This window comes from Exiguobacterium sp. s133, from assembly GCF_018618595.1.
GTDB classification, from domain to species: Bacteria; Bacillota; Bacilli; order Exiguobacteriales; family Exiguobacteriaceae; genus Exiguobacterium_A; species Exiguobacterium_A oxidotolerans.
The window spans coordinates 123,343-148,223 of sequence record NZ_JACSMK010000005.1 but is presented as its reverse complement, the minus strand read 5'-3'; the positions used below and the strand labels follow the sequence as shown (position 1 = coordinate 148,223).

The following is a 24,881-nucleotide window of genomic DNA, read 5'->3' as shown; positions in this document are numbered from 1 at the left end:
CCTCCTAATGGCAATCAATGTGTATACAACGTTGTTTATATAATCTTATTGTATTAGTACAGATGATGAAAGTCAATAATTGTTTTATAACAGATGAAGTTAAGTAAGTCTTGTCATATGACAGTCGAGAAACAGGATGATACGATATCAAAGTAAATTAGATACTATTAAGGGGGATTACATCATGAACCAAACTTTTTCAGAAACACTGCAAACATTGAATGAACGACGTTCTGTTCGTCATTATGATGCGTCATTTACATTAACTGAAACGGAAGTAAAAGAATTAATCGAATTAACAACAGCTGCACCAAGTGCTTGGAACTTACAACATTGGCATTTTATCGCCTTCCACTCAGAAGAAGCGAAACAACAGCTCGCACCGATTGCTTACAATCAACCAGCCATCACGTCTTCTTCAGTCGTCATCGCCGTGCTGGGTGATACGCAGGCAAACCGTAATTACAATCCGGTCTACGGACCAGCTGTCGAAGCGGGCGGCATGACGGAAGAGTTATTTGACTCGATCAAAGGGCAAGTAGAAGGTGCCTACCAAAGTGCTGCATACGGCCGTGACGCGGCAATGTCGAATGCCAGCTTAGCTGCGATGCAGTTGATGCTCGTGGCAGAAGCGAAAGGGCTCTCGACGCTTGCGATGGGCGGTTTCGATCATCAAGTATTCGCCGATACGTTCATTACGGAAGAGCGTTTTGTACCTGTTATGTTGATTGCTGTCGGTAAAGCCGTTGAAAATGCGAAAAAACGCCCGGCACTTCGCTTACCAGTCGATCAAGTGACAACAATATTATAAAAACAAGGGGCTGACTCAAAAGTAAACATGTGCCACACCCATCTTGTTTAAAAGGAATCACTTGCTTCACGCGACTCTTGCAAAAAAAGCGCGTAAAAAGAAAGGTGATTTCTTTTTGAGTCAGCTCGACTGTTTTTTTATGAAAAAATTATTTTTTTTACGGAAACTACTTGCCAGCTGTTTAGTTTCTTGCTATATTAATAAATGTCCTAGCAAGTACATAACGTACTGCATCATGATTCTGTAGCTCAGCTGGGAGAGCGCTACCTTGACAGGGTAGAGGTCGCTGGTTCGAGCCCAGTCAGAATCATACTAAAAGTCCCGTTCATCATTTGATGAACGGGACTTTTTTAGTTTATTCGTTCGTTTGAAGTTCGTCTTCTGTCACCCACTTGTGATTTTTGACAGTGTCGCCGCCCGTCGTCGGTTTGAAGTCAACCATGTAAACGGTTGTTTGTTCAGCGCTGTCGATTGTTGCTTTGGCACCATTCATACCAGTCATATGATCAGCATCAATCGTCGTCGTGTCACCTTTTTTAAGTGGAGAAGATGGGACTGGTGTTAACTCTTCCTGGACGACCCATTTATGATTGGTCACTTTCTTTCCGCCATCTGTTGGTGTGAAGCTCACGGCATAAACGGTCGTATCAAATGCACCGGCAATTGTCGCTTCCGCTCCATCCATTCCTTTCATATGCTTCGACGACATGATTGCTGTTGAGCCGACCTCGAATTTAGGATTTGCTGCTTTTTTAATACCCTCCGGTAAATCCCCGTCACTTGAATGCATCATTCCTTCATGTGAATCGTCCTGCATTTCACTCTGCATGTCATTGTGGTTTGCTTCTTTATCTTGATCATTCCCGCATGCACCAAGCAATAAGGCAGTCGATAATGTGAGGCTTGCTACGATTGTTTTCTTCATTTTAAATTCCCCCTGTATAATGTGATGACACGATTACTTTACCCATTATTCGTGCAGAAACCGTGCAGAAAGCGTGACATTTCTGCATCCTGTACCTTTCAGTTGAAGTCTAAAATCAATTGGTGTTTATAATGAACAAGAAGAGCATGGTATGAGGAGGGATGACTTGAAACGCATATCGCACTATATCGGAGTACTATTTTTGAGTGCTTTTTTAGTGACTGGAGGTATTTTGTTTGGTGCTTTGTACTTGAATCTTGTCGAAGATCGTTCGGATGAAGTCATGTTAGGTCTATTGAATCGGGGGGATACGCATCGTGACGTACTCGAGCAGTCCTTCACGGAGCAGACGATTCATCATGTCAGTTTGATGGAATCGACGTCCGAGTTCACGGTTGTCGTGACCGATCAATATGGACAAATCAAAAGTACATCTGACCGACTGACGGATGAGATGCGACAAAAACTTGTCCATACCGACTTTACATACCAAAAAAACAGTCGGATTGTTAATCCATCCGAGACGAAAGGGCACTATTTGATGACAGATAGCCCGATCACTGTATCGGGAAAACATGTAGGTCATGTGTTCATGTTCGCCCAGGCAGATTTAGTACAACGAGTAGTTGATCCGTTAACCCGGCAATTTATACGAATGGGAATCGTCGCACTCGTCTTGACGGTCTTTGTTGTGTGGTTCTTTACGCGGGTGATTTCACGTCCTTTAATCGAAATGGAACGGGCGACGGCAGAACTTGGTAGAGGGAACTTGTCTGCTGATTTGCCGGTCGAACGGCAAGACGAACTAGGCGCGTTGGCACGTTCGATTACAAAACTTGCGAAAGATCTCGATCTTCTGAATCGGGAACGTACCGAATTTTTAGCAAATGTTTCCCATGAATTGAGAACACCGTTAACTTATATGAAAGGTTATGCGGATATCTTAAGCCGACCTGGTTTAACAGAATCTGAAAAAGCTTCGTATATTAAGATTATTCAAGAGGAAAGCACGCAGGTGACGGAATTAATTGAGCAACTTCTTCTATTAGCACGTTTAGATGAAAATGAATTCTTGATTAAACGGTTACCTGTATCACTTGAGCAACTCATTCCATCACTTGTCGAGAAAGTTCGTCCCGCGATTGAAGCGGAAGGATTAACACTAACGGTCATGGGTGACGCTGTAATGATTGAAGGAGATGACGTTCGTCTCGGTCAAGTCGTATTGAATCTTCTTGATAACGCACGGAAATATACAGAAACCGGATCAATTGAAATCAATTATGGTAGAAATTCAGGTGGGCCCTTTTTTGCGGTTCGAGATACGGGGATTGGGATAGAGGAAAATGAAATCAAGCGGGTCACAGAACGGTTGTACCGAAGTGAACCGTCGCGCTCTCGGAATCGTGGCGGATCAGGAATCGGTCTGGCGATTGCGAGTGCCATCGTCAAAGCGCATGGGGCTAGCTTAGAGATTAAAAGTCGAAAAAATCAAGGGACGACAGTAACTGTCCAATGGGAGGTGTAACAAAGATGGCACGTATATTGATCGTGGATGATGAAGCACGTATGCGGCAGTTGCTTCAGTTATATTTAAAGCCCTATGGACACATTTGTTTTTTAGCTGAATCAGCAGAAAAAGCCTTACAACTCGTTCAAACGGTTCCGATTGACTTAGCATTACTAGATGTCATGATGCCCGAAGTCGACGGTTGGAAATTATGTCAAACTATCCGGCAGTTCGCTGATTTTCCAATCATTATGGTGACAGCCCGAAATCAACGAGAAGATGTTTTGCGTGGTCACGAAGTCGGCGCAGATGACTATGTTTCAAAACCGATTCAAGAAGGAGAGTTGCTTGCTCGAATCGAATTGTTAATCGGGAAGTCTCGAAATGGAGAAATTAATTTTCATGGTCTTCAGTATAATTCTGCTGCCTATCGCTGTGAATACGAGGGGCAGCGAATTTCACTTACGAAAAAAGAATTTCAGTTACTCGGAAAACTGCTACATGCCAAGAACACGATCCTTTCGCGGGAACGTTTATTGGAATCTGTTTGGGGTTATGAAAACATGCTTGAACCTCGAACCGTCGATTCGCATATTCGACATGTCCGAGAAAAATTACGTGACGCGGAATTTCCGATTGATCGGTATTTAGAGACGGTTCGGGGAATCGGTTATCGGTTAACGGATTACCCGGATTGGTCAACATAAGGGGGAATATCATGACGACTATCTATCTTGTGCGCCATGCGCATTCAACGTATTCAACCGATGAACGAAATCGTCCGTTATCGGCGAAAGGAAAGCAAGATGCCGAAGCATTAGTTTCAGTGTTTCAAAATATTGCAGTAGATCATGTGTATACGAGTCCATACAGGCGAGCACGTGAAACAGTTCAACCTTTAGCAGCAAATCGGGGGCTCGCTGTTAAGGAACAGTCAAATTTCGCGGAGCGAGTGCTCGCTCCGGGGGCCTTGGCTGATTTTCAAGAAGCAGTCCGTGTCGTTTGGGAACATCCGGATGATAATCCGTACGGTGGTGAGTCGAATCAAGTGGCGACAGAACGTGTCGTTGCGAGTACGATCGAGTTACTGCGGACACATCAAGAAGAGGTGCTTGTCATCGGAACACATGGAAACATCATGGCCTTATTGATGCAGCATTTTGATGCGCAGTATGACTATGCCTTTTGGCAAACGTTACCGATGCCAGCGGTGTACCGACTCGACTTCGAAGGCGAATGCTATAGCGGAAGTCGGCAAGTCACAAGGTGAACTAAAAGAGGCAGTGACTTCCGTGTACGTACCGGAAATCACTGCCTCTTTTGTATAGGGTCACACTTAAACGTTGACGGCGCCTTCATGTTTCTTAATCAAGTCTGCCGTCAGTTGGCCGGACAATGTGACCATCGGCACACCGCCACCTGGGTGCGTCGAACCACCGACGAAGTAAAGTCCCTCGTACAGGTCACTTTTCGAAGGGATTTTAAAGCCGCCGTTCTTTTTCCGATCTGCAGCGACACCGTAAATCGAACCGCCATTCGGTCCATAGAGTGATTGTAAGTCTTCCGGTGTAAAACGATATTCGAATTCAATCGAATCGCGTAAACCGTCTAGCCCCATCCGTTCAAGTTTGTCGAGGACGACTTCGCGATACGCATCCCAATCCGTTTTACCAGCGGGGTTTTTCGTAAGGGGAGGAACGTGCGTCAAAACGAATAGATTGTCTTTTCCTTCCGGTGCCTGTGAAGCGTCAGATTTCGACGAGACACCAACGTAAATCGTTGGATCTTCAGGTGGTACACCATCCTTGAACATTTGTGCAAATTCGCGTTCTGGATCTTCCGAGAAGAAGAAATTATGATGTTTTAATGATTCGTATTCACGGTTGACTCCGAGTAACAAGACGAGACCAGACACAGAAGGAACAAACGAATCATTTAACTTTTTCGCTTGTTTTCCTGCTTTTTTGTCCGGAACAAGGTTTTGATAAGTCGGAATGACTTCGAGATTCGAGACGACGACATCAGCCGGGTAAAACGTACCGTCTTTAGTCTCGACTCCGACTGCGCGTTTTCCTTCGACGACGACACGTTCGACCGGCGTGTTGACGTGAACAGTGACACGCAATTCGTCAAGCAATGCTTGCATCGCTTCGGCAATCTTGTACATACCGCCTTTGACGTAATAGATGCCAATTCCCATTTGGACATAAATCATTTGGTTGAAGACGGCAGGTGCTTCGTATGGATTGGAACCGACATACATCACCATGTAATTAAACAATTGCTCGAGATGTTTGTTATTCAAATGTTTTTTTGTCCCACTTGCAACTGTATTCAACGGATCCATCTTAAGTAACTCGGACATCGTATGGTATTTCTTTAAATCTTTTAAGTCTTCAAGACTATATTTATAAAAGCTATCTAAACACAGGTCATACATTTTTTTAGAGTAACTGAAGAGTTCAACAAAATCGGCTTGATCCGAAACTTTTTTAAATTCATCGAGCATGCCAGGTAAGTCACCTTTGACATCGAGTTCTGTCCCGTCTTCGAAAAACGTCCGCCATTGAGGTTCGATCCGTTCAATTTCTAAGTAGTCTTCGAGGCGACGATGCACGCTTGAGAAAAGTTGTTCGAGGACCCAAGGCATCGTTAAGATAGAAGGACCTGTATCAAACGTAAATCCTTTCCCGCTTCGTTGATTCAACTTCCCACCGACATTGCCGTTCTGCTCGAGCATCGTGACGGCATAACCGTCTCCCGCGAGACGGATCGCTGCTGACATTCCTGCTAAACCTGCTCCGATAACCACTGCTTGTTTTTTCAATAGAATCACTTCTCCTTAGAATTTAATAAATGAAAGGAATCAAACGTTTTCGTGTCGTCGCCCATTGCGTATAAGCTGGACCAAAACCGGCTGTGAGTAGCGTTTCTTCAATTCGAATCCGGTGGCGCAACATAAAGAACATCACAAGACCGGCAACAATCGTAACGATCCAATTAGCAAAAAATAACGGGAAACCGATCGTGATAAACAATAGTCCAGTATAAAGCGGGTGGCGTAATGTCCGATACGGTCCCGTACTGACAAGACGGTCACCCGTATTTACCGTAACGTGCCGCGTAAATTGGTTCTTTAGGTGGAGAATGCCCCAGTAACGTAAAAAGACTCCGCCTCCTAAACAACCTAGTCCGATAATTTGTCGAGGGAGACTTTCGTCTGTTCGACTGAATAGCAACGAGAAAATAATTGTGAGAGACAACGTTATGAAAATTAAGTAGAAACTACGTTGTTCTGCGTATGGAGATGATTCTTTTTGACGATTTCGAAAGAGAAACAATTCGAGTAGCCAAAACAGTGATACGAGGATGAAGGCATAATCTAAAATTGACATCACAGATTCGCCCCTTACATGATTCATTATTTAGAAAAAGCACGTACATGTTATTTTACCCAAAGTTATAGAATTTCAATCGTCTAAAGTCTGCTAAAAGGTTTCATATGGATATAAAAATGGTAAATACTTGATGTATGCTTCGTCGTTCAGTTGTATCGGTCCGTCTGGTATGAAAGAGGTGGAAGCTGTGGCTAAAAAAGATGAAAAGCATCATATCATTACGTTAACGTTTGAAGAAGAATCAACATCGTATCAAGTGTTCAGTGAACTGAAGAAGTATCATGCGAATGGGCAAGTGGATTTTGAGCAAGTCGCAATCATTAAACGAAGCGAGAATGGAGCATTTTCGTTTGAGGATGCCGTTGATTTAAGTGGTTCGAATAAAGCGTTTAAAGGTTCATTGATTGGGATGGCCGTAGGTATACTGGGTGGTCCGTTCGGGATTCTCCTCGGTTCGATGACTGGTATGCTGATTGGTGGATCAAAAGAATTGAAAGAAAACCAAGCGATTCAAGAGACGTTTAAACGGACGTTAGGGGTCATACCACCCGGGAAGACAGGGGTGATCGCGATTGGTGAGGAATTTGAACCATCAGTTTTGGATGGCCTAGTCGCAAAACATAACGGAACGATTGAACGGACCGATGAATACCTTGAAAAATAAAGAAGTGACGAGACAAAGAGCCGTGCTTTCTTCCACTCGGAAAGACCGCTTCACCCGAGGAAGGCAACGGAAAAGGAAGAGAAAGAGGATTCGTATTGTTATCTGTACACGCTAAAAAACCCTTCTCGCACAGGCGAGAAGGGTTTTTCGTTACGCTTTACGTTCTTTTTTGATCTTTTTGAAGAAGAATAACTCATAGACGACAGGTACGATGATTAACGTTAAGAGTGTTGAAGTCGTTAACCCACCGATAACCGTCAACGCAAGACCTTTTGAAATCAGCGTTCCGGACGAAGTCGTTAGAGCAAGTGGAACGAGCGCCATAATTGTTGCGAATGCCGTCATCAAGATTGGACGGAGACGTGTTTTACCAGCTTCGATGAGCGATTCACGAATTGGTAATCCACGAGTGACATTTTGTCCGATACGATCGACGAGAACGATTGCGTTCGTCGTTACGATACCGATCAACATTAAGAATCCGATCATGACACTGACGGACAATGGTTCGTTCGCTAAGAAGAGTGTGACGAGTGAACCGATTGGTACGAAAATGAGCGATGACAAGATGATGAATGGGATACGCGCCTTGCCGAACGTAATCAGCATCGTCAAGTAGACGAGACCAATCGCAACGACGATTGCGATTCCGAGTGACTGGAAGATTTCGACCGTATCATCATTACCGCCACCACTTGTGAGAGATACACCATCAGGTAACTCAATTTTCTCGACATCTGCTTTAACGTCACTCGAAACCGTTTGGACGTTATCGCCTTTCACTTGTCCTGAGACACGTGCGTAGACTTTTCCATCGAGTTTCTGAACCGATGTGAACGTATCGACCGCTTTGACTGTAGCGACATCTTTTAAAGGAACAGGACCTGTCGCTGAGAACAATTGAACATCTTCAAGATCTTCACGTGATGTTAACTCTTTTGCATAAGACAATTGAACGTCTTGTTCCTTATCGTCGAGTGTCAACGTGCCGACCGTGACCGGTTTCGTTTGGTCATTGACGGTACCGAGAATTTGGAAACCAGAGAGACCGAGGTCGCTTGCTTTCTCTGTATCAATTTCAACGAGGAATTGCTTTTGTTTTTCACTAAAGTTATTTGTAACATATTTTAAATCACTGTTTTCTTTCATATTGTCTTCGACTAATTTTGCTGCTGTTTGGAGCGCTTCGAGATCATTCGAGAACAAATCGATGTCCACGTTATTGTTCGAAGGAGGACCACCAGTCGAAAGTTCGGCGATGCTGATTTTAGCATCGACATCGTCTGCGGCTGCAATCTCATCCATTTGTGATTCAAGTGACTTGATTGTTTTTTCGACATCAGCATCTGCTTTTAAGTTAAGGAAGTAACTTGCCTTATTATCGAGACGAAGACCTGTCGTGAAGTCACGCGCTCCGACAGACGTCGTCACATCGTCAATCGCTTCTTCATCGTCAAACATCTCTTCCATCTTCAGTGAGACGTCACTTGTTTTTTCAAGTGATGTCGCAGCCGGAAGCTCAAGCGATGCTGTCAGTGTTTTAGAAGCTTCATTCGGAATAAACGTAAAGCCAAGTTGCGGTACGATGGCGAGTGATCCACCGAGTAATAAGAAAGAGACAATCAAGATAATCGCTTTATGGGATAATGATTTTTCAATCAATGTCCCGTACCAGCGTTGGAGGACGCCTTCTTTTTCTTCCGCCGGAACCTTTTTGAATGCAAACTTCGCTAAAATCGGAACAATCGTAATCGCGACGAGCAATGAAGCGAGTAGCGAGAAGATGATGGTTAAAGCGAATGGTAAGAAGAACTTACCAGTAATTCCACCAACGAATCCGATGGGTAAGAACACGACAACGGTCGTTAATGTCGATGAAGTAATCGCTTTTAAGATTTCCTTCGTCGACTGTTCGATGACTTCATTAGTCATCCCTTGTTCTGACTTGCGGACCCTTCGGAAAATATTCTCGATGACGACGATACTGTCATCGACGACCCGACCGACTGCTACAGCCATCCCACCAAGGGTCATGATGTTCAGTGAAATGTCCTGCCAGTTTAAGAAGATCGCAGCAATCAATAGTGAAAGTGGAATCGAGACGATTGCGATGATGGTCGCACGAATATTACGTAAGAACAGAAGTACGGCAATCGACGCGAATAGAGCACCGAGAAGTCCTTCTTTGACGAGTGTCGAAACGGACTCTTCGATATCTTTTGCTGAATCAATCCCGATTGTATAATCGATTTGATCCTCATATTTGTTGAGAATTTTTGTGACTTGATCGGCAATTTCTACCGTGTTGGCATCCTGTTTTTTTGTGATTGCCATCGAGAGTGAATCTTTTAAGTTATAACGCGTTTTTTCGCTCTGTTTTGAGACAGATTCAATGTCCGCAATATCTTTTAAACGAATCGGTTCTGCTGGTTCTTGAGGTGCCTCCTGACCAGTTGCTTCAGTTGGTGCACCTGTTCCTCCGGTAGCACCAGTAGATGGTTCTGTTGGAGCAGCTGCGGTACCGATGGACGATGTTAATTGTAGATTTTTGATTTTGTCGAGATTTTCAAGTTTTTCTTCGACACGAATTGGAATCTTGGAATCACCTTCCGCAAGTTGTCCAGATGGGAAGGAGACGTATTTGGCATTGATTTGATCTTTAATACTTGAGAGCGACAGACCGGCTGCTGTTGCCTTCTTTTTATCAACGGTAATTTGGACGAGGTCATCTTTGTAACCACCGACCGAAACGCTGTTGATACCTGGGATTTTGTTCAATTCTGGCTCAATTTGATCTTTTAATAGTGATTCAATGTCTTCTCCGTCTTTGCTAAAGAAGGAGATATTATAGATGGGGAACGAACCAAAGGAGAAGCGGTTTAATTTAGTACTTGCTTCTTCAGGTAAGTTTGCATCCTGGATCGCCGCATCGATTTGTTGCTCGACTTGGTCCATGTCGGTATCAAACGGGAATTCAATATTGATGATCCCGATGCTTTCGTACGCAGAACTCGAAATTTTTGTTGATCCCTCAATCCCTTTGAGAGCGGTTTCGAGTTTTGAGACGACTTGTTGATCGACATCCTCAGGGGATGCACCAGGATAAACGGCTTCAACTGAAATTTGCGGGAATTCGATTTCAGGAAACTGGTCGACCTTGAGTTGGGTAAATGAATAGACCCCGCCTAACACTAAAAGAATAGCGATGATAAATACAGCGACAGAGTTTTTTAAGCTAAAACGTGTTAAAAAGTTCAAAAGATGTCCCTCCTTTATTTTTGTATGTGCTTAATTACATACTAGACGACGGTTTAAAGGGCTGCAACTTTAAAACGGTTTAATTTTTATGAAAAAGTTAGAAAAAACACTTTACACTTTTCGATATGCTGATATAATAAAGACATACCCAGCAACATGATATCATGATTCTGTAGCTCAGCTGGGAGAGCGCTACCTTGACAGGGTAGAGGTCGCTGGTTCGAGCCCAGTCAGAATCATACCGAAAACTCGTTCATCTTTTGATGAGCGAGTTTTTTTTGTCGTTAAAAAAGCTATTCCCTTAATTGAACGGGAATAGCTTATACTTTATTGGATTTCAAGGTGGAGATCGCCAACTTTTGTCCAACCGAACAATGTTGTCGCCCGGTAGAAGACGAATGTGAGGACGCCGGGTAAGAGAATGCCTGTAACAACGAAGACGGCGAACGCGTTAAACCCTTGATTGACGAAAATATTGAGTGGCGCAATCATCGAGTTCAATCCAAGTCCAGCTAACTCATATGGAACTTTTAATGACAACACGAGTGTTGCGACCGGCGCTGAGATCATAGCTGCTAAAAACGGTGCGGCTACAATTCGCGGATTCTTGACGATATTCGGAAACTGAACTTTTGGTGTCACGAAGAACGAGGCAATCAAACCGCCGGGATCGGTTTGGCGATAGGCCATCAAAGTAAAACCGACGAATTGTGCGGAACAGCCGATAAGCGCAGCGGCACTTGCGACGGGATCAAGCTGAAGCGCAATGGCGAGTGCTGCAGATGAAGCAGGAGACATTAAAATTATGCTAAAGATGAGTGCGATGACGAGTGAAGTCGCGATTGGCGATGTTTCGACAGAAGATGTGACCATTGCACTGAATTTTGTAAGTAAGGGTGTCGTTACGGCAGCAGCACCAAGACCAGTGATGCCTCCTGCAAGTACGGCACACATTGGAATCACCATCATGTCGAACTTCGTTTTGCCTGTCATTCGTTTTCCGACATAAACAGCGACGGCTGCAGCAATCAACGCACTGATCGGTTGACCGGGAATTAAGACGAGACCGGCTTCAGTCGGCTGGAGGGCAGCACCACCGATTGTTGCCGCAATCATTGCGCTGAAGAGAACGAGCGTATTACCACCAAGTTGATAGGCGATGCCGGCACCGAGCGCCGGGGCAAGTAAAACTTTTGCGATGCCGCCAATCGTCAGTAACACTTCGATATGTAATAAGTTTCCGAACGTCTCAATCAATAAGCCCACGCCAAGTGTAACGAGCACTGCATTCGCCATCCCGGCTGATACCTTTACCATTCGATCCATCGCATAATCCTTCACGCTTCTTCATCCTCTCTATTTTTCCATTAAAAAAACCTATCCGTTAACTGGATAGGCGCCATGAATAGTGCGGGCGCCTCATTCGATGCATCAAAAGGAGGGCCCAAAAATCGATTCCGGAAAATCTCGGAAAAGTTTTCAGTCCCTCGTGCATAGAATAATCAGTCGGCCCGCAATTTGTGGAAGGTACATCGTGTCGTGCTCCTCTCGCTTGAATTTTTCTAAGCCTAACATGCATTAAATGAATAATCAATATTTTCTGACAATTTATTTTTCAGTTCACTTTCAGCTTAAAAGAGGAAAGGAAGAAGAAACGTTAGTAAACCTGGAATGGAGGCGGTTACATGAAATTTGCACTTATTACAGATATTCACGGCAATGCGTCAGCCTTAGAAGCGGTCCTTGCCATACTCCACCGGGATCAAGAAATCGAGACGATTTACTGCCTCGGTGATTTGGTCGGAATTGGTGCGCAAACCAATGAAGTGATTGACTTGATTCGAAGTGATAAAAAAATTCGGACAATCAGTGGAAATCATGATGAAAATGTCTTGGCATTATTGAATGGGGAACGGTATCCGGACAGTTATCTTCATGCGAAAGCACATCACAGTTGGGTTGCGAATCAATTAACGGCAGAAAATCGAGTTTTTTTAGGGCGACTGCCGCGGACCATCTCAAAAGTAGTTGAATCACGGCGTATCCTGTTCACGCATTATGCCTATCGGGACGTGCGGGCAATGATTGGAGAAGAACCGCTTCGTCCGACGGTTGATGGTAATAAAGAAACACTTCCGCAGTTATTTGCTGATACGAGTGCCACCCTGATTTGTTTTGGGCATCACCATCCGCGACAGTTCGTTCAAGTAAACGGAACGACATATGTGAATCCGGGAGCGTTAGGGTGCCAACCGGAGGCAATCGCACCATTTGCGGTCGTGTCAGGAGATAGTGAGAACTGGGACGTAGAATTTATGGATGTACCGTATGATGACGCGGCGTACCTCGAATCATTTAATGCGTCAGACATGCCGTCAAAAGAGTTGTTACGGAAATTGTTTTTAGGGGGAAGAAGTTGAAGTCGATAGATAAAAGAGAGGGCGCCGAGAAAGACGACGCCGCTTTGACTTACGAAATAAAAAATCTTACGATGTACGCAATGATGAGGATGAAGAAGAGGACGAGCCCGATATTTCGTTTGAGGCGGTTGCGTTTCCAATGAAAGAGTAGTGACAGGATCGGGGCAAGCAGAAAGCCTGCAAACAGTGCGACTAGCGTCAAGATGAAAAACAGGAAGTCCGACGAGTTGCTGCTTGCCGTATAGGATTTCCACATATCAATCAGTGAAATGATGACGTAGACAAGCAGAACCAAGAGATAAAGCGGGAGAAGCATATACGATTGCATACAGGGTAACACTCCATTCAAGCAAGATAGTTTAAGTATACGATTAAACTCAAAATAAAGGGGTTCTGTAAAAGGAAATCATTGATTCATTTCGAATCAAACGAAGAGAGACAAGAATAGGTGGGAGTGGGTGAAGAAGCTGTATCAAAATGTTTTCTTGTTCAGGACGATGAAAAAGACATACCATTTAGTCAAACGGCATGCCAGTAAGAAGGCAGTACTAGACAAAAAAAGAATGACTCTTCCTTAACAGGAGAAGTCATTCTTTTTGGTTACAGTAGCTTGAGCATGGCTTGACTGATGATTTTTAGGTCAAGCTCATCGCCGATCAATGGCCATTCGGCAATCAAAGCGATATACGTTCGAAACAGTAGAAACGCTGTTACATCAATCGGGATTCCAGAGGAACTGACATCTAGCTCGAGGCGTGTTTCGAGTAAGTTTTTAATATAGTCAACAACATGTTTTTCAATGCGGGTCCGTAACTCCTGCATCTCTTGTAGTTTTAAGTTGTGCGTCTCTTCTGTAATTTTTAAGATGAATAAATGTTGCTGCTGATGATTAACGATTGCATCGATCATCGCCTGTTTATTGGCTTCCACGCTTGCACCTTCGACGTAAGCATTCTCAGCTTCCGTTCGCATCTCTTGTAACACGAAGGTTACAAGAGATTCAAACAAATCAAGCTTACTTTCGAACAGCTGATAAACAGTTGGTTTTCCAACATGGGCCCGCTTTGCAACTCGTTCAATCGTCGTTCCTTTATAACCGAGTTCAGAGAAACAATCCATTGCCGCGTTTAGGATGACTTGTTCTTTTTCATGCTGCGTCATGTGATTTTCTCGCTTTCGTCGAAAGCAAAATACGTTTAGCGCTTAAAGCACCTACGAAGACAAGTACTAACGCTCCGGCTAGAATCGATCCGAGGACTAGGCTATTAGAAGCAAGAGCATCTGTGACACCGAGTCCAAGTGCTTCACGGAACCCACTGACTGAATACGTCATCGGTAGGAACGGGTGAATATACTGGAAGAAGCTTGGTGTCATTTCGACTGGGAACGTACCGCCACTACCACCGATTTGAAGGAGTAATAGCAGGAACGCTGCGAATTGTCCAACGCGGCCAAATAACATCGTCAAAGCGAATAGCAAGGTAATGAACGTCATCCCGGTCAAGGCGGCGAAGCCATAGAGGGCAGGGACACTCGCGACAGTCGAATCGAGGACGTAAACGATAGCGGTCGCGGCGGCAACCCCTTGCAATGCACCGATTGGTAAAATCAAAGAAAGTTTACCGACGAGGAAGCGCCATGATAACGTCTCTCCGTGTGCTGGACGAATCTGGTAGACCGAAGAGAACATCAACGCACCAGCGAATAACGCGATACTTAAGATATAAGCAGACAGTCCGGAACCGTAGTTGCTAACGGTCGAGTAGTCATGTTCTTTTAATACGACAGGCTCAGCGAGCATGTTGTCGCGATCGTTTGATGGTTTGACTGTTGCGTCTTTTGCACCTTTACCGAGTTCATCAGTGAGTGTTTTTGCTCCGTCAGCCAGTTTAGAGTTACCATCTGCTAAGCGCGAAGCACCATCTGTCAATTGACCGGCCCCAGATGAAAGTGCTACCGCACCGTCTGTCAGTTGACCGAGTCCTGAGTTCAAACTTCCCATTGCCGTACTGGCATCGTTTGTCCCGGTCGCAATTTTTTGAGCACCGGCAGTTAACTGTGTACTACCGTCAGCTGCTTTATGAACACCATCTGTATACGTCGTTAATCCTTGATTAAAATCAGTTTGACCTTGCTCTAAGTCTTTTGCACCTGAAAGCAGTTTGTTTTGACCTTGCTCCAAGTCTTTTGCACCTGAAAGTAATTTTACTAGACCACCGTCAAGTTGCGAGACGGCGGATGCGATGTTTTGTCCACCGACTGCTAACTGATTAATTTTATCTGTCGCATCGTTGGCAGCGGCAAGACTAGCATCGAGAGCCGTTTCTTGTTGCGCGAGACTCTGAACATTTTGTTCCATCGTCGCAATCGATTCAAGTAACGTACGTTTTTCTTCTTCCGATAAATTCTCAGAAGAAGAAATGACTCCCTTGATTGTTGCGACGTTAGCTTCAATTGCTTCACGCCGAGCGCTTAAATCTTGTTTTAAAGCTGCAGCGGCACTGTTCAAGTTTGTAATCGTCGCATCCACTTCCTGTGCTTTTTCATTCAGTTGATTGAGTCCGGCATTGAATTTCGGAAGATTGCTATCTAACTCTGATGCACCAGCAGAAGCACTCTCAATACCTTGACGCAGTTGAGTTGATCCGGCAGAAGCCGATTCAAGACCTTGACGAAGTTGAGTAGAGCCAGCTTGCAGGTCAGTTGATCCTTTAATGAGTTTACCGCTGTTGTCATCCAGTTGGTTCAGACCACTCGATAACTCACCAGATTTCTCAGCGAGCGTCTGAGCACCATCGTTAAGTGTGTTGAGACCTGTCGAGAGTTGAGACGAACCATCCGCTGCCTTGGCTAAGTTCGTTGACAAGTCGTTTGTACCATCTGTCAGTTTGCCGAGATTCGTCGTAAGCGTTTTGGCACCGTCTGTCGTTTTGTTGGCACCATCTTCAAGCTTCGACGAACCTTCTGAGGCATCTTCAAGACCTTGCGCGATTTTTTTTAGGGCTCCGAAGATGGCGCTACTATATTGCTTCGTTACGGATTTTCGAATTTTTTCATTTAACTGTTTAGCGGCATTACTTGAAATCTGTGTCCCTGAGTAGTTCTTAGCAGGGTTCAAGTAATACTCGAGTTCAATTTTTTTAGGATGTTCATCGAGTAAAGTTGTCGCATTCTTTGAAAAGTTTTTTGGAATGACGACCGTCATATAGATATCCCCGGAACGTAACTGTTTTTCGGCTTCTTTACTTGAAAGAAACTGCCAATCAAAGTCATCGTTCTTTTTTAATTTTTTGATGAATTGATCCCCGATATCAATTTTTTCACCTTCATACTTGATCGTCTTGTCTTCATTTACGATGGCCACTTTAATCTCTTCTGTCTGACCGTACGGGTCCCAGAATGCAGATAGGAAAATGGAGTTGTAAAGAAAGGGAACAAGAATGATTGCCAAGATGACAATCACCATCATCGGGCTTTTTAATTTTTTCCATTCTGAGCGAAACATGAATATAAATCCCCTTTTGAAAACTTAAAACTAATTTGAGTTTTCGGTTTTGATGAGATTTACTTTACTCTCTTTCAGAATAGAAAGCAATTCATTTAATCAAATCTTTACTATTTTGTAATGACTGACTGTGATTGATTTTAAAAGAGATAGTATTTAATGTAGGAAAAAATGAGACGTGCTTCAAAAAACGAGCGTCTTTAAGGAATCAAGAGGATTTTGCCTGTACTTTTTCGACTCTCAAGATAATCATGGGCACGTGCTCCCTCAGCGAGTGGGAATGAAGTTGGATCAGATACATGGAGCTGATTTGAAATCGCCCAACTGAACAGCTCACCCGCGCGTCGAATCCGCTCTTCATATGATGTAAGGACATTCCATAAATCTCCGTCTGTGAGTGTTTTCGATGTATCCATTAAAAAGCGGGGATCGACTGCGGCGGGATCTCCACCGGCCATTCCGTAAAACACGACGGTTCCTCTTACTTTTGTGACGTCAAAACTGTTCATTAATGTTGTACCAATGGATTCATAGACGACATCGAAACCACGATTATTCGTTACTGTCAGAATTTGCTTAACCCAGTCGTCCGAATAAAGAAAAACTTCTTCGCATCCATTTTCTTTTGCGATGAGTGCTTTTTCTTCGGAAGAGGTCAGCCCGATTGGAACAGCTCCATGCGAACGAACGATTTGAGTCAGCAGTTGTCCGACACCTCCAGCTGCTGCGTGAATCAAAACAAGATCGCGTGGTTGAATCGCGTAGCTGTCACGTGTCAGGTAATGGGCTGTCAATCCTTGTAGGAGCAGGGAAGCACCGACTTCAAAAGAAATCTCGTCAGGGAGCGGGATGACACGGTCGGATGGAGCGGCAACCTGTTCTGCGTTCGCATTCGGTACATCGGCAAAGGCAACACGCTGACCGACGTTAAGTCCGGAAACGTCTTCCCCGATCTGAGTGATAACACCAGCACCCTCATATCCTAAAATGTAGGGAGCGGCTCCTTCTAAGTGATAATTACCTTTTCGGCGATAGATGTCAGCGAAATTAAGACCGATTGCCTTCATTTCGATTAAAACCTCATGAGATTGAATAACGGGAGTTGGAGCTTCTTGATATGTGAGGACGGAGGAATCTCCGAATGAACTGAACGTAAGAGCTTTCATCTGAAACACATACTTTTAGTAGTAATGGATTTAACTATAGATCATCTAAACTGATATAAGTGCAGGAATGCGTTAAAATGAAAAAAAGAGGGTGAAGTATTATGAAAAAAGTTATGCTTGGTGGCATTCATTTCTATCAAAAAGTGATTTCTCCGATGAAGCCGGCGACATGTCGCTTTTATCCGACGTGCTCGCATTACGGAAAAGAAGCGATTGAACAGCATGGTGCCATGAAAGGTGGATACTTGACGACACGTCGCCTGTTACGTTGCCAACCGTTCCACCCGGGTGGACTCGACTTTGTTCCGGAAACGTTTAGTTGGAAAGCACCGCTGCAGCGAGAGAATCCAAAAGAACGAGAGAATGATGAAGAAACGGTTGATTGAGAGCGGTCTCTGATTTTACATGCGAACGGTTGAGATGGATGATTCATACAAGTAAAAAGACCTAATTTCCTTTTAGGAATTAGGGCTTTTTTGATGAAATAAGGTATTTGGAATTTACAACTTTCCGGTTAAGAATTGTGCCTCGCCCATTCCGAAACTCCAGTCAGCGGCATCGTTTTCAACAATTGACACCATCAAGTCACTTGGTGCGAGACCGCAGTTTGCTTCAAGTCGTTCCGCGAGTAAGCGATAGAGTTTTTGTTTTTTCTCCTGTGTCCGCGATTTACTCGTGACACTAATCAAAACAAGGTTTCGTGTCCGTTCGAAACCGAGTCCTGTATCTTGAATAATCATCTCGTGTTCTTTATGCGTGTGAACGATTTGGTAACGATCGCGTTCCGGTACATCAAAAGCTTCGACCATCGCATCATGCGCTGTATCGAGGAGCACCTTTAACTCTTCTTCATTTCGTCCTTCAATCACATCAAAACGTAATAGTGGCATTAGTAACACTCCTTTTAAATAGTATGTAAAAAAAATGCGGGCAATGCCCGCATTTTTTTTATTTTATTCGAAGAATGGTTTGTATTGGCGACGTTCGTGCATGACAGATACCCATTGAACCGTTGAGAACTCTTCGAGTACCCATTCACCGTTGAAACGACCAAGACCTGAGTCTTTTTCGCCACCGAACGGCATATGTGGTTCATCGTTGACCGACTGATCATTGATGTGAATCATTCCTGTTTCAACTTGAAGCGCAAATTCAGTCGCGCGTTCGATTGAAGAACCATGAACGGCACCGCTTAAACCATATGGAAGTGAGTTTGCGAGTTCAAGCGCATGTTCGTCATCTTTAAACGGGATGATGACTGCGACAGGTCCGAAGATTTCGTTTTTAGCGAGTGGCATATCGTTCGTTACACCAGTCACGACCGTTGGTGCGATGACATTCCCGTTTGCTTCACCACCGACACGAACTGTAGCACCTGCAGCTTTTGTTTTTTCGATATCTTCCATAATACGATCGACTTGTGATTGATTAATCAATGGACCGACTTGTGTACGGTCTTTTGATGGATCGCCGAACTGTAGTTCTTTAACACGAGCAATGTATTTTTCAACGAATTCATCGTGAATCGAATCTGCGACAAGAATTCGGTTCGTTGACATACAAATCTGACCTTGGTGGTAGAATTTGCTGTAGACAGCAGATTCGACGGCACGATCGAGATCAGCATCGTCAAGAACGACGAAGACATTGTTACCACCGAGTTCCAATGCAGTTTTCTTCAGGTGTTTCCCAGCAAGTTCACCGATATGGCGACCAACTTCAGTAGAACCTGTGAATGAGATTAAACGTGGAACTGGGTGTTCAACGATTGAATCGCCGATTTCAGAACCGCGACCGACGATGACGTTCAAGACACCTTTTGGAAGACCGGCTTTTTCAAACAGGCTTGCGAAGATTAACCCACCTGAGACGGGTGTATCAGTCGCTGGTTTGACGACGACTGCATTCCCGATTGCGATTGCCGTTGCGATCGAGCGGACCGCTAAGTGGAACGGGAAGTTCCAAGGGCTGATGACGCCGATAACGCCGAGTGCTTTGCGGTAGATGCGATTTTCTTTGCCTGGTACGACAGATGGGCGAATTTCACCATGCATCCGAAGTGGGAACGTTGCTGCTTCTTTAACGATTAAAACGGAAGCAAGGAATTCACCTTCAGCTTTAATTCGTGTACTACCTGATTCTTTAATTAACCAATCGATGATGGTTTCTTTTTCTTCGTACATGACTTTCAAGAACTGTTCAATCAATCCTTGGCGTTTAAGAGCCGGTGTTTTTGCCCAATCTTTTTGAGCGATTTTCGCTGCTTGATAAGCTTCGTCCAAATCGTCATTGTTTGCAGCTGAAATTTCAAATAGTGTTTCCCCTGTGAAAGGATTCGTATTTTCCATGTTGCTGTCACTTGCGCCTTTGCGCCACTGACCATCGATGAAGATTTTTGTGAAATCAGTTTTCAGAACGTTCTCGTTTGTCTGTTTCATGACTTTTCATCTCCAATTCTTTTTGATAACAATTAAGTTATTCACGTTATGAAAAGAAGTAAAACACAATCTGACACTTTCACAAAATAAAGTGACTCAGCTTTTATTGAAAAAGAAGAATGATAAAGGTTTCACTAAATGAAGAAACAGGAATTAAAAAATATAGCAATATATCAAGAATGGAGTTGGGTTGATGAAGCGATTGAAGCTGATTTATCAAGAGACAAACTGGTGGTGGCCCTTGTTATATGGGGTAGGTGGTGCCTTGTTGACGGCATGTGTCCTCGCGACTGATTTATATTTAAAAAACTACTTTCCGGACGATTGGAAAACAACGCTCGATTTAGGAAGAACGATTCATAGTTCTGTCTTCGCTGGTTTGTTGACGATGATGACGTTTACCTTCTCGACGATCTTAGTCGTCTTGACGACCTATTCATCACAGTTCTCACCACGAACATTACCGAACTTCATCGAAAATCGACAAGTTCAACATATTTTCGGAATCTTTATCGGGGCAGTTACGTATTCGATTACGATGTTGTTTTTCGTTCGTCCTTCTTTACGAGGAAGTGTCGTTGCTTCTGCCGTTGCTGTTCTCGTCGTCTTAATTTCAATCATTGCTTTCGTTGCTTTCATCCATATCGTTAGCCAATCGATTCGTGTGACGACATTACTGGATCGTTTGCACCGGGAAGGCAGTCAATTAATCGAGGAACAAATTGATAATTTGAAAGCGGAAAAACATCATTTTATTTCTGATGGTTATGATTCGCTACAATATCCAATCGTCGCATCAGAGTCTGGTTACTTGCAATTGCTTGATTACGGTGCATTGGCGAAAGAAGGAATGAATATTCAAGTCGATGTCACGATTGGGAGTTACGTGACAAAAGGACAAGCGATTGGTACTGCAAACGAAGAAGGTGTGGAATCCGGAATCATCATTGGACCAACACGTTCTTCCGTGCAAGATTTTACGTTTGTCATCCAAAAGTTATCTGAAGTCGGTTTACGCGCAATTTCTCCGGGGATTAACGACCCGAATACGGCGCGACACGCGCTTCGACAAATCGGTGACCTGCTACGCAATTTTGCGATGCTTCCGGATGGCAGTCTGTTAATCGGCGGCGAAGGCTCTGTCATCGTTAAACGCGTTACTTTCTCGGAATTACTATACGAGACGTTTTATCAACTGCGACACTACGGACAAGAAGATATTTCTGTGCTTGCAACGATGCTAGAGTCACTCGAGAGCGCGAAACGAAATGCTTTGTCCGAACATCGGGCAACAATTCAGACGTTTATCCCGTTTGTTTGTTCAGAATTGGATTGGTCTTCTCTGAATGACTGGGATCGTGTGCATCTAGAAAAGGTCTTAGAAAAAGCGCTTGCTTGAAACTTAATTCGTGTCTTGTACGTAAATTAGGAGGAGAGAACAAAGAAAGTGGGAGATATGTATGACGATTTTACTTTGGATTCTGATTGCGGTCTGTTTCATAGCTAGTTTTGTAGGACTTGTTTATCCAATCATTCCAAGTGCACCGTTACTCATCATCGGTTTTTTGATATATGGATTTGGTTTCGGGTTTACCGAGTTAACGATTAGTTTTTGGCTCATTCAGTCGGTATTTATCATTTTATTATTCACGCTTGACTATTTAGTAAGTTCTTACACAGTCGATCGGCGTGGTGGGTCACGTGCGGCTAAAATTGCAACGACAGTCGGATTGATTGCAGGACCGTTCATTATTCCTGGTGTGGGTCTGTTGATTTTCCCGTTTGTTTTCGCAATCTTAACAGAAAAAATCATCAGTAAAAAGACGTGGAATGAATCAATGGCGATTGGTATCGGAACGGTTTTAGGCATTTTATCAAGTGCATTATTAAAAGGGATTGCCATGCTCTTAATGATTGTCGTCTTTATGTTGTACATTGTTTGACCTAAAAGCAAAGGTTGCTTCAAGTACACATTTAGTGTAAGTTCCGTTATAGTATGAATATGAAAAAGAGGAGAAGCTTATTTTTATAAAAGCTTCTTTTTTACGCAAAAGCTCAAGCTGAGCTTAATTAAATGGAGGTGAATCCCCTTCTCTTGGGGAAACGATTGGACAGTACACATGCAATGGAGACATTCGACACAACAACGATTATTATCAGGCTTCTCATTATTGGATTATTAATTGTTTTGACAGCATTTTTTGTAGCGGCAGAGTTCTCGGTCGTGAAAATGCGGATGTCTCGAATCGATCAATTGATTACAGAGGGAAATAAAACAGCGGTCATCGCCAAAAAATTATTGGAAAACCTCGATTATTATTTATCAGCGTGTCAATTAGGGATTACGGTGACAGCACTTGGTCTAGGGTGGCTAGGAGAGTCGACAGTAGGTGCAATCCTGGAAATGCTCTTCGTAGAGATTGCGTTACCCGATTCAATTTCTACGATTGTTTCGTTTGTCTTAGCCTTTTCAATCGTCACATTCCTTCATGTTGTGTTAGGTGAATTAGCACCAAAATCGTTAGCAATCCAAAAAACAGAAGCGATTACGATGTTGCTTGCACCACCCCTTTACTGGTTTGGTCAAGTGATGAAGCCATTCATCTGGATTTTAAATGGATCAGCGCGAGTCTTTTTGCGCTTGTTCGGTGTAGAGCCGGCAGGGCATGAAGAAGCACACTCGGAAGAAGAGATTAAAATCATCATGACACAAAGTTATAAGAGTGGTGAAATCAACCAGACTGAACTGTCTTACATGCAGAACATTTTTTCTTTTGACGAACGGATCGCAAAAGACATCATGTTGCCGCGAACAGATTTGATTACCATCTCCAATGATGCGTCGATGGATGAAATCATCGCACTTGTCGAAGAATATCAGTTCACACGCTATCCGGTTGCAGAGGAAGGGGACAAGGATAAAATCCTCGGTTTCATCAATGCGAAGCAACTGTTCACCGATCATATGGCGAATAAAGGGAAGGCGTTAAGTTATTACGTGCATAATTTGCCGATTGTTTCAGAGTATTCTCCTTTACAAGATGCGATGTTGAAAATGCAAGTCGAACGAACACCAATGGCGTTAGTCATCGATGAGTATGGTGGTACTGCCGGCGTCATCACGATGGAAGACATACTAGAAGAAATTGTCGGTGAGATTCGTGATGAATTCGATAAAGATGAGAAGGCCGACATCGAACAAATTCATGAGCGACTGTATCGAATTTCTGGACGTGTCCTAATCGATGACTTGAACGAGCGGTTTAACCTCGGAATCGAGGAAGAAGATATCGATACAATCGGTGGTTGGGTGATGGCGCAAGATACGGAAGTGTCGAGCGGTCAAGAGTTCCGTTATGAAGACTATACGGTCAAAGTGATGGAAGTCGATAATCACCAAGTAAAATCGATTTATCTACAACTCCCTGAAAAAGAATCCACTACACCAACTGAAGAAGAAATCATGTGAAACAAGGCGCCCACAGGGTGACCTTGTTTTTTTCTTGATAAAAGGCGTAGAGAATTTGTTTATACTCGGGCAGTCAGTGGTATTACTGTTTATGTGGCAAAAAAGTTACTCAAACCAGAGGAAAAGGGGTTCTATTTCATGACTAAAACAATTCTTACTTCACGCGCGGCGGCAGTAGGGGGCCGTGATGGAAAAGTCTCTTCTGACGATAACGTCATTAATTTAGATTTAGTAATGCCTGGTACAAAAGGTAAAGAAGATATTCCGACATCAAACCCAGAGCAACTATTCGCGGCAGGATACGCGGCATGTTTCGATGGTGCATATAATTTAATGGCACGCCAAGCAAAAAAACGTGTCGAAACACGGACGAACTCGGAAGTGAGTCTTTTACAAGACGAAGCAGATAACGGCGTTAAAATCGCAGCTAAACTTGTTGTAGAAGTTGTCGGCGTCTCGCAAGAAGAAGCAGAAGAATTACTTGAAAAAGCGCATGGTTTCTGCCCGTACTCTAAAGCGACACGCGGAAATATTGATGTTGATTTATCGGTAAAAGTGGTAGAAGCATTAAGCGAATAAAAACTATTCTTTTTTACGGGAGGAATCAGTATGCCAAAAGAAACTGACCGTCCAAACGAAAAGTTAGAAGATGAGCGAGAGCGTTTAACTGAACAAGAACGCAAACTGTCATCCGAGCAACAAGAGGAAATTCTTGAAGGAAAGAACGCTATGCCGGATGATCCGATTTCACCTCGCGATCGTGGACAAGATAAGTAATATAGACATTGGGGGATGATTTTAATGGGTAAAAAAGTAGCAGTCGTACTCGCGGACCATTTCGAAGATGTCGAGTTCACAGGACCAGTCGACGCATTAAAAGGGGCAGGTCATGAAGTGACAGTCATCGGTTCAGAAAAAGGTGCAGAACTCGTTGGTAAACAAGAAGATGCAAAAGTCTCTGTTGATGTCACGATTGATCAAACATCACCGGCAGACTATGATGCGCTGTTGATTCCGGGTGGATTTTCACCAGATTTATTACGTGAAGACGAACGTTTTGTCTCTTTCGTAGAAGAGTTCGATATGTCGAAGAAACCAGTCTTCGCGATTTGTCATGGTCCACAATTAATGATTAACGCTAAAATTGTTAAGGGGCGCAAGATGACAGGGTATAAATCAATCCGAATCGATTTGGAAAATGCTGGGGTTGATTTCGAAGACACTGAAGTCGTCGTCGATGATAACTTCGTCTCGAGTCGTCAACCAGATGATATTCCGGCGTTCAACCGTGAAATGTTAGCGAAGCTCGCATAAGTT

Annotated in this window: 24 protein-coding genes and 2 tRNA genes; 15 read left to right on the top strand and 11 right to left on the bottom strand. The window is 43.7% G+C overall.

Going from position 1 to position 24,881, the window contains the following annotated elements; all coding sequences use genetic code 11:
• Positions 1-184: 184 nt before the first annotated feature.
• A complete protein-coding gene (locus KNP96_RS09125; protein ID WP_088836325.1) occupies positions 185-811 on the top strand; it encodes a nitroreductase family protein in 627 nt (208 codons plus the stop codon).
• A 237-nt stretch (positions 812-1,048) separates the two neighbouring features.
• Positions 1,049-1,121, top strand: a tRNA-Val gene (locus tag KNP96_RS09120).
• A 45-nt stretch (positions 1,122-1,166) separates the two neighbouring features.
• Here the strand turns inward: KNP96_RS09120 and KNP96_RS09115 are convergent.
• Positions 1,167-1,736 carry a YdhK family protein gene (locus KNP96_RS09115; RefSeq protein ID WP_088836326.1) on the bottom strand — a complete coding sequence of 190 codons (570 nt, stop codon included), beginning with the start codon at positions 1,734-1,736 and terminating at the stop codon, positions 1,167-1,169.
• A 166-nt stretch (positions 1,737-1,902) separates the two neighbouring features.
• Between KNP96_RS09115 and KNP96_RS09110 the strand changes: the two genes are divergently transcribed.
• Genes KNP96_RS09110 through KNP96_RS09100 form a run of 3 tightly spaced genes read left to right on the top strand, consistent with a single transcriptional unit; the run spans position 1,903 to position 4,516 of the window.
• The gene (locus KNP96_RS09110) at positions 1,903-3,264 is read left to right on the top strand and encodes a sensor histidine kinase (protein ID WP_214770070.1); all 1,362 of its coding nucleotides are present in this window, start codon (positions 1,903-1,905) and stop codon (positions 3,262-3,264) included.
• Between the two features lie 5 nt (positions 3,265-3,269).
• Positions 3,270-3,953: a response regulator transcription factor gene (locus tag KNP96_RS09105; RefSeq protein WP_088836328.1), complete on the top strand. Its 684-nt coding sequence runs from the start codon at positions 3,270-3,272 to the stop codon at positions 3,951-3,953.
• An 11-nt stretch (positions 3,954-3,964) separates the two neighbouring features.
• Complete coding sequence (locus KNP96_RS09100; protein WP_214770067.1) at positions 3,965-4,516, top strand: histidine phosphatase family protein; 552 nt, start codon at positions 3,965-3,967, stop codon at positions 4,514-4,516.
• 66 nt (positions 4,517-4,582) lie between these two features.
• Here the strand turns inward: KNP96_RS09100 and KNP96_RS09095 are convergent, their stop codons facing one another.
• Together KNP96_RS09095 and KNP96_RS09090 are read right to left on the bottom strand one after the other, a co-directional pair.
• Positions 4,583-6,073 (bottom strand): phytoene desaturase family protein, encoded by a 1,491-nt coding sequence (locus tag KNP96_RS09095; RefSeq protein WP_214770065.1) that lies wholly within the window; start codon positions 6,071-6,073, stop codon positions 4,583-4,585.
• A 22-nt stretch (positions 6,074-6,095) separates the two neighbouring features.
• Positions 6,096-6,641, bottom strand: coding sequence for a methyltransferase family protein (locus tag KNP96_RS09090; protein ID WP_088836331.1), 546 nt, complete (start codon positions 6,639-6,641; stop codon positions 6,096-6,098).
• A gap of 190 nt (positions 6,642-6,831) precedes the next feature.
• Here KNP96_RS09090 and KNP96_RS09085 point away from each other — a divergent pair, with 190 nt between their 5' ends.
• Positions 6,832-7,308: a DUF456 domain-containing protein gene (locus tag KNP96_RS09085; protein ID WP_088836332.1), complete on the top strand. Its 477-nt coding sequence runs from the start codon at positions 6,832-6,834 to the stop codon at positions 7,306-7,308.
• Positions 7,309-7,458: 150 nt separating this feature from the next.
• On the opposite strand, the gene KNP96_RS09080 is transcribed toward KNP96_RS09085, so the two are convergent.
• Positions 7,459-10,566 carry an efflux RND transporter permease subunit gene (locus KNP96_RS09080; RefSeq protein ID WP_214766707.1) on the bottom strand — a complete coding sequence of 1,036 codons (3,108 nt, stop codon included), beginning with the start codon at positions 10,564-10,566 and terminating at the stop codon, positions 7,459-7,461.
• 166 nt (positions 10,567-10,732) lie between these two features.
• Here KNP96_RS09080 and KNP96_RS09075 point away from each other — a divergent pair.
• Positions 10,733-10,805 (top strand) — tRNA-Val (locus KNP96_RS09075).
• 88 nt (positions 10,806-10,893) lie between these two features.
• Here the strand turns inward: KNP96_RS09075 and KNP96_RS09070 are convergent.
• Positions 10,894-11,892, bottom strand: a complete 999-nt coding sequence (locus KNP96_RS09070) for a PTS sugar transporter subunit IIC (protein ID WP_214770136.1) — start codon at positions 11,890-11,892, stop codon at positions 10,894-10,896.
• Between the two features lie 359 nt (positions 11,893-12,251).
• Between KNP96_RS09070 and KNP96_RS09065 the strand changes: the two genes are divergently transcribed.
• The gene (locus KNP96_RS09065; RefSeq protein WP_214766705.1) at positions 12,252-12,986 is read left to right on the top strand and encodes a metallophosphoesterase family protein; all 735 of its coding nucleotides are present in this window, start codon (positions 12,252-12,254) and stop codon (positions 12,984-12,986) included.
• A gap of 49 nt (positions 12,987-13,035) precedes the next feature.
• On the opposite strand, the gene KNP96_RS09060 is transcribed toward KNP96_RS09065, so the two are convergent.
• From KNP96_RS09060 to KNP96_RS09045, 4 genes are all read right to left on the bottom strand, one after another.
• The gene (locus tag KNP96_RS09060) at positions 13,036-13,314 is read right to left on the bottom strand and encodes a hypothetical protein (RefSeq protein WP_088836335.1); all 279 of its coding nucleotides are present in this window, start codon (positions 13,312-13,314) and stop codon (positions 13,036-13,038) included.
• 272 nt (positions 13,315-13,586) lie between these two features.
• The gene (locus KNP96_RS09055; RefSeq protein ID WP_088836336.1) at positions 13,587-14,147 is read right to left on the bottom strand and encodes a TetR/AcrR family transcriptional regulator; all 561 of its coding nucleotides are present in this window, start codon (positions 14,145-14,147) and stop codon (positions 13,587-13,589) included.
• Positions 14,134-16,491: a YhgE/Pip domain-containing protein gene (locus tag KNP96_RS09050; RefSeq protein ID WP_214770063.1), complete on the bottom strand. Its 2,358-nt coding sequence runs from the start codon at positions 16,489-16,491 to the stop codon at positions 14,134-14,136. The genes KNP96_RS09055 and KNP96_RS09050 overlap by 14 nt, the downstream gene beginning before the upstream one ends.
• Positions 16,492-16,691: 200 nt before the next feature.
• A complete protein-coding gene (locus KNP96_RS09045) occupies positions 16,692-17,657 on the bottom strand; it encodes a quinone oxidoreductase family protein (RefSeq protein WP_214770061.1) in 966 nt (321 codons plus the stop codon).
• 101 nt (positions 17,658-17,758) lie between these two features.
• Between KNP96_RS09045 and yidD the strand changes: the two genes are divergently transcribed.
• Positions 17,759-18,043: a membrane protein insertion efficiency factor YidD gene (yidD, locus tag KNP96_RS09040; protein WP_088836338.1), complete on the top strand. Its 285-nt coding sequence runs from the start codon at positions 17,759-17,761 to the stop codon at positions 18,041-18,043.
• Positions 18,044-18,157: 114 nt separating this feature from the next.
• On the opposite strand, the gene KNP96_RS09035 is transcribed toward yidD, so the two are convergent.
• Entirely contained in the window at positions 18,158-18,547 is a 390-nt protein-coding gene (locus KNP96_RS09035) for a tautomerase family protein (protein ID WP_088836339.1), read from the bottom strand.
• Positions 18,548-18,610: 63 nt separating this feature from the next.
• Positions 18,611-20,095, bottom strand: coding sequence for an aldehyde dehydrogenase family protein (locus KNP96_RS09030; protein ID WP_214770059.1), 1,485 nt, complete (start codon positions 20,093-20,095; stop codon positions 18,611-18,613).
• Between the two features lie 193 nt (positions 20,096-20,288).
• On the opposite strand from KNP96_RS09030, the gene KNP96_RS09025 reads away from it, so the two are divergent.
• The 6 genes from KNP96_RS09025 to KNP96_RS09000 all read left to right on the top strand — a co-directional run bounded on the left by KNP96_RS09025 (position 20,289) and on the right by KNP96_RS09000 (position 24,878).
• A complete protein-coding gene (locus KNP96_RS09025) occupies positions 20,289-21,494 on the top strand; it encodes a DUF2254 domain-containing protein (protein ID WP_088836341.1) in 1,206 nt (401 codons plus the stop codon).
• Between the two features lie 61 nt (positions 21,495-21,555).
• Complete coding sequence (locus KNP96_RS09020; protein ID WP_088836342.1) at positions 21,556-22,038, top strand: DUF456 domain-containing protein; 483 nt, start codon at positions 21,556-21,558, stop codon at positions 22,036-22,038.
• A gap of 182 nt (positions 22,039-22,220) precedes the next feature.
• Positions 22,221-23,564: a hemolysin family protein gene (locus tag KNP96_RS09015; RefSeq protein ID WP_088838425.1), complete on the top strand. Its 1,344-nt coding sequence runs from the start codon at positions 22,221-22,223 to the stop codon at positions 23,562-23,564.
• Positions 23,565-23,702: 138 nt separating this feature from the next.
• Positions 23,703-24,143, top strand: coding sequence for an Ohr family peroxiredoxin (locus tag KNP96_RS09010; protein ID WP_088836343.1), 441 nt, complete (start codon positions 23,703-23,705; stop codon positions 24,141-24,143).
• 30 nt (positions 24,144-24,173) lie between these two features.
• Positions 24,174-24,341, top strand: a complete 168-nt coding sequence (locus KNP96_RS09005) for a hypothetical protein (RefSeq protein WP_204251418.1) — start codon at positions 24,174-24,176, stop codon at positions 24,339-24,341.
• 24 nt (positions 24,342-24,365) lie between these two features.
• Entirely contained in the window at positions 24,366-24,878 is a 513-nt protein-coding gene (locus KNP96_RS09000; RefSeq protein ID WP_088836344.1) for a type 1 glutamine amidotransferase domain-containing protein, read from the top strand.
• Positions 24,879-24,881 lie beyond the last annotated feature (3 nt).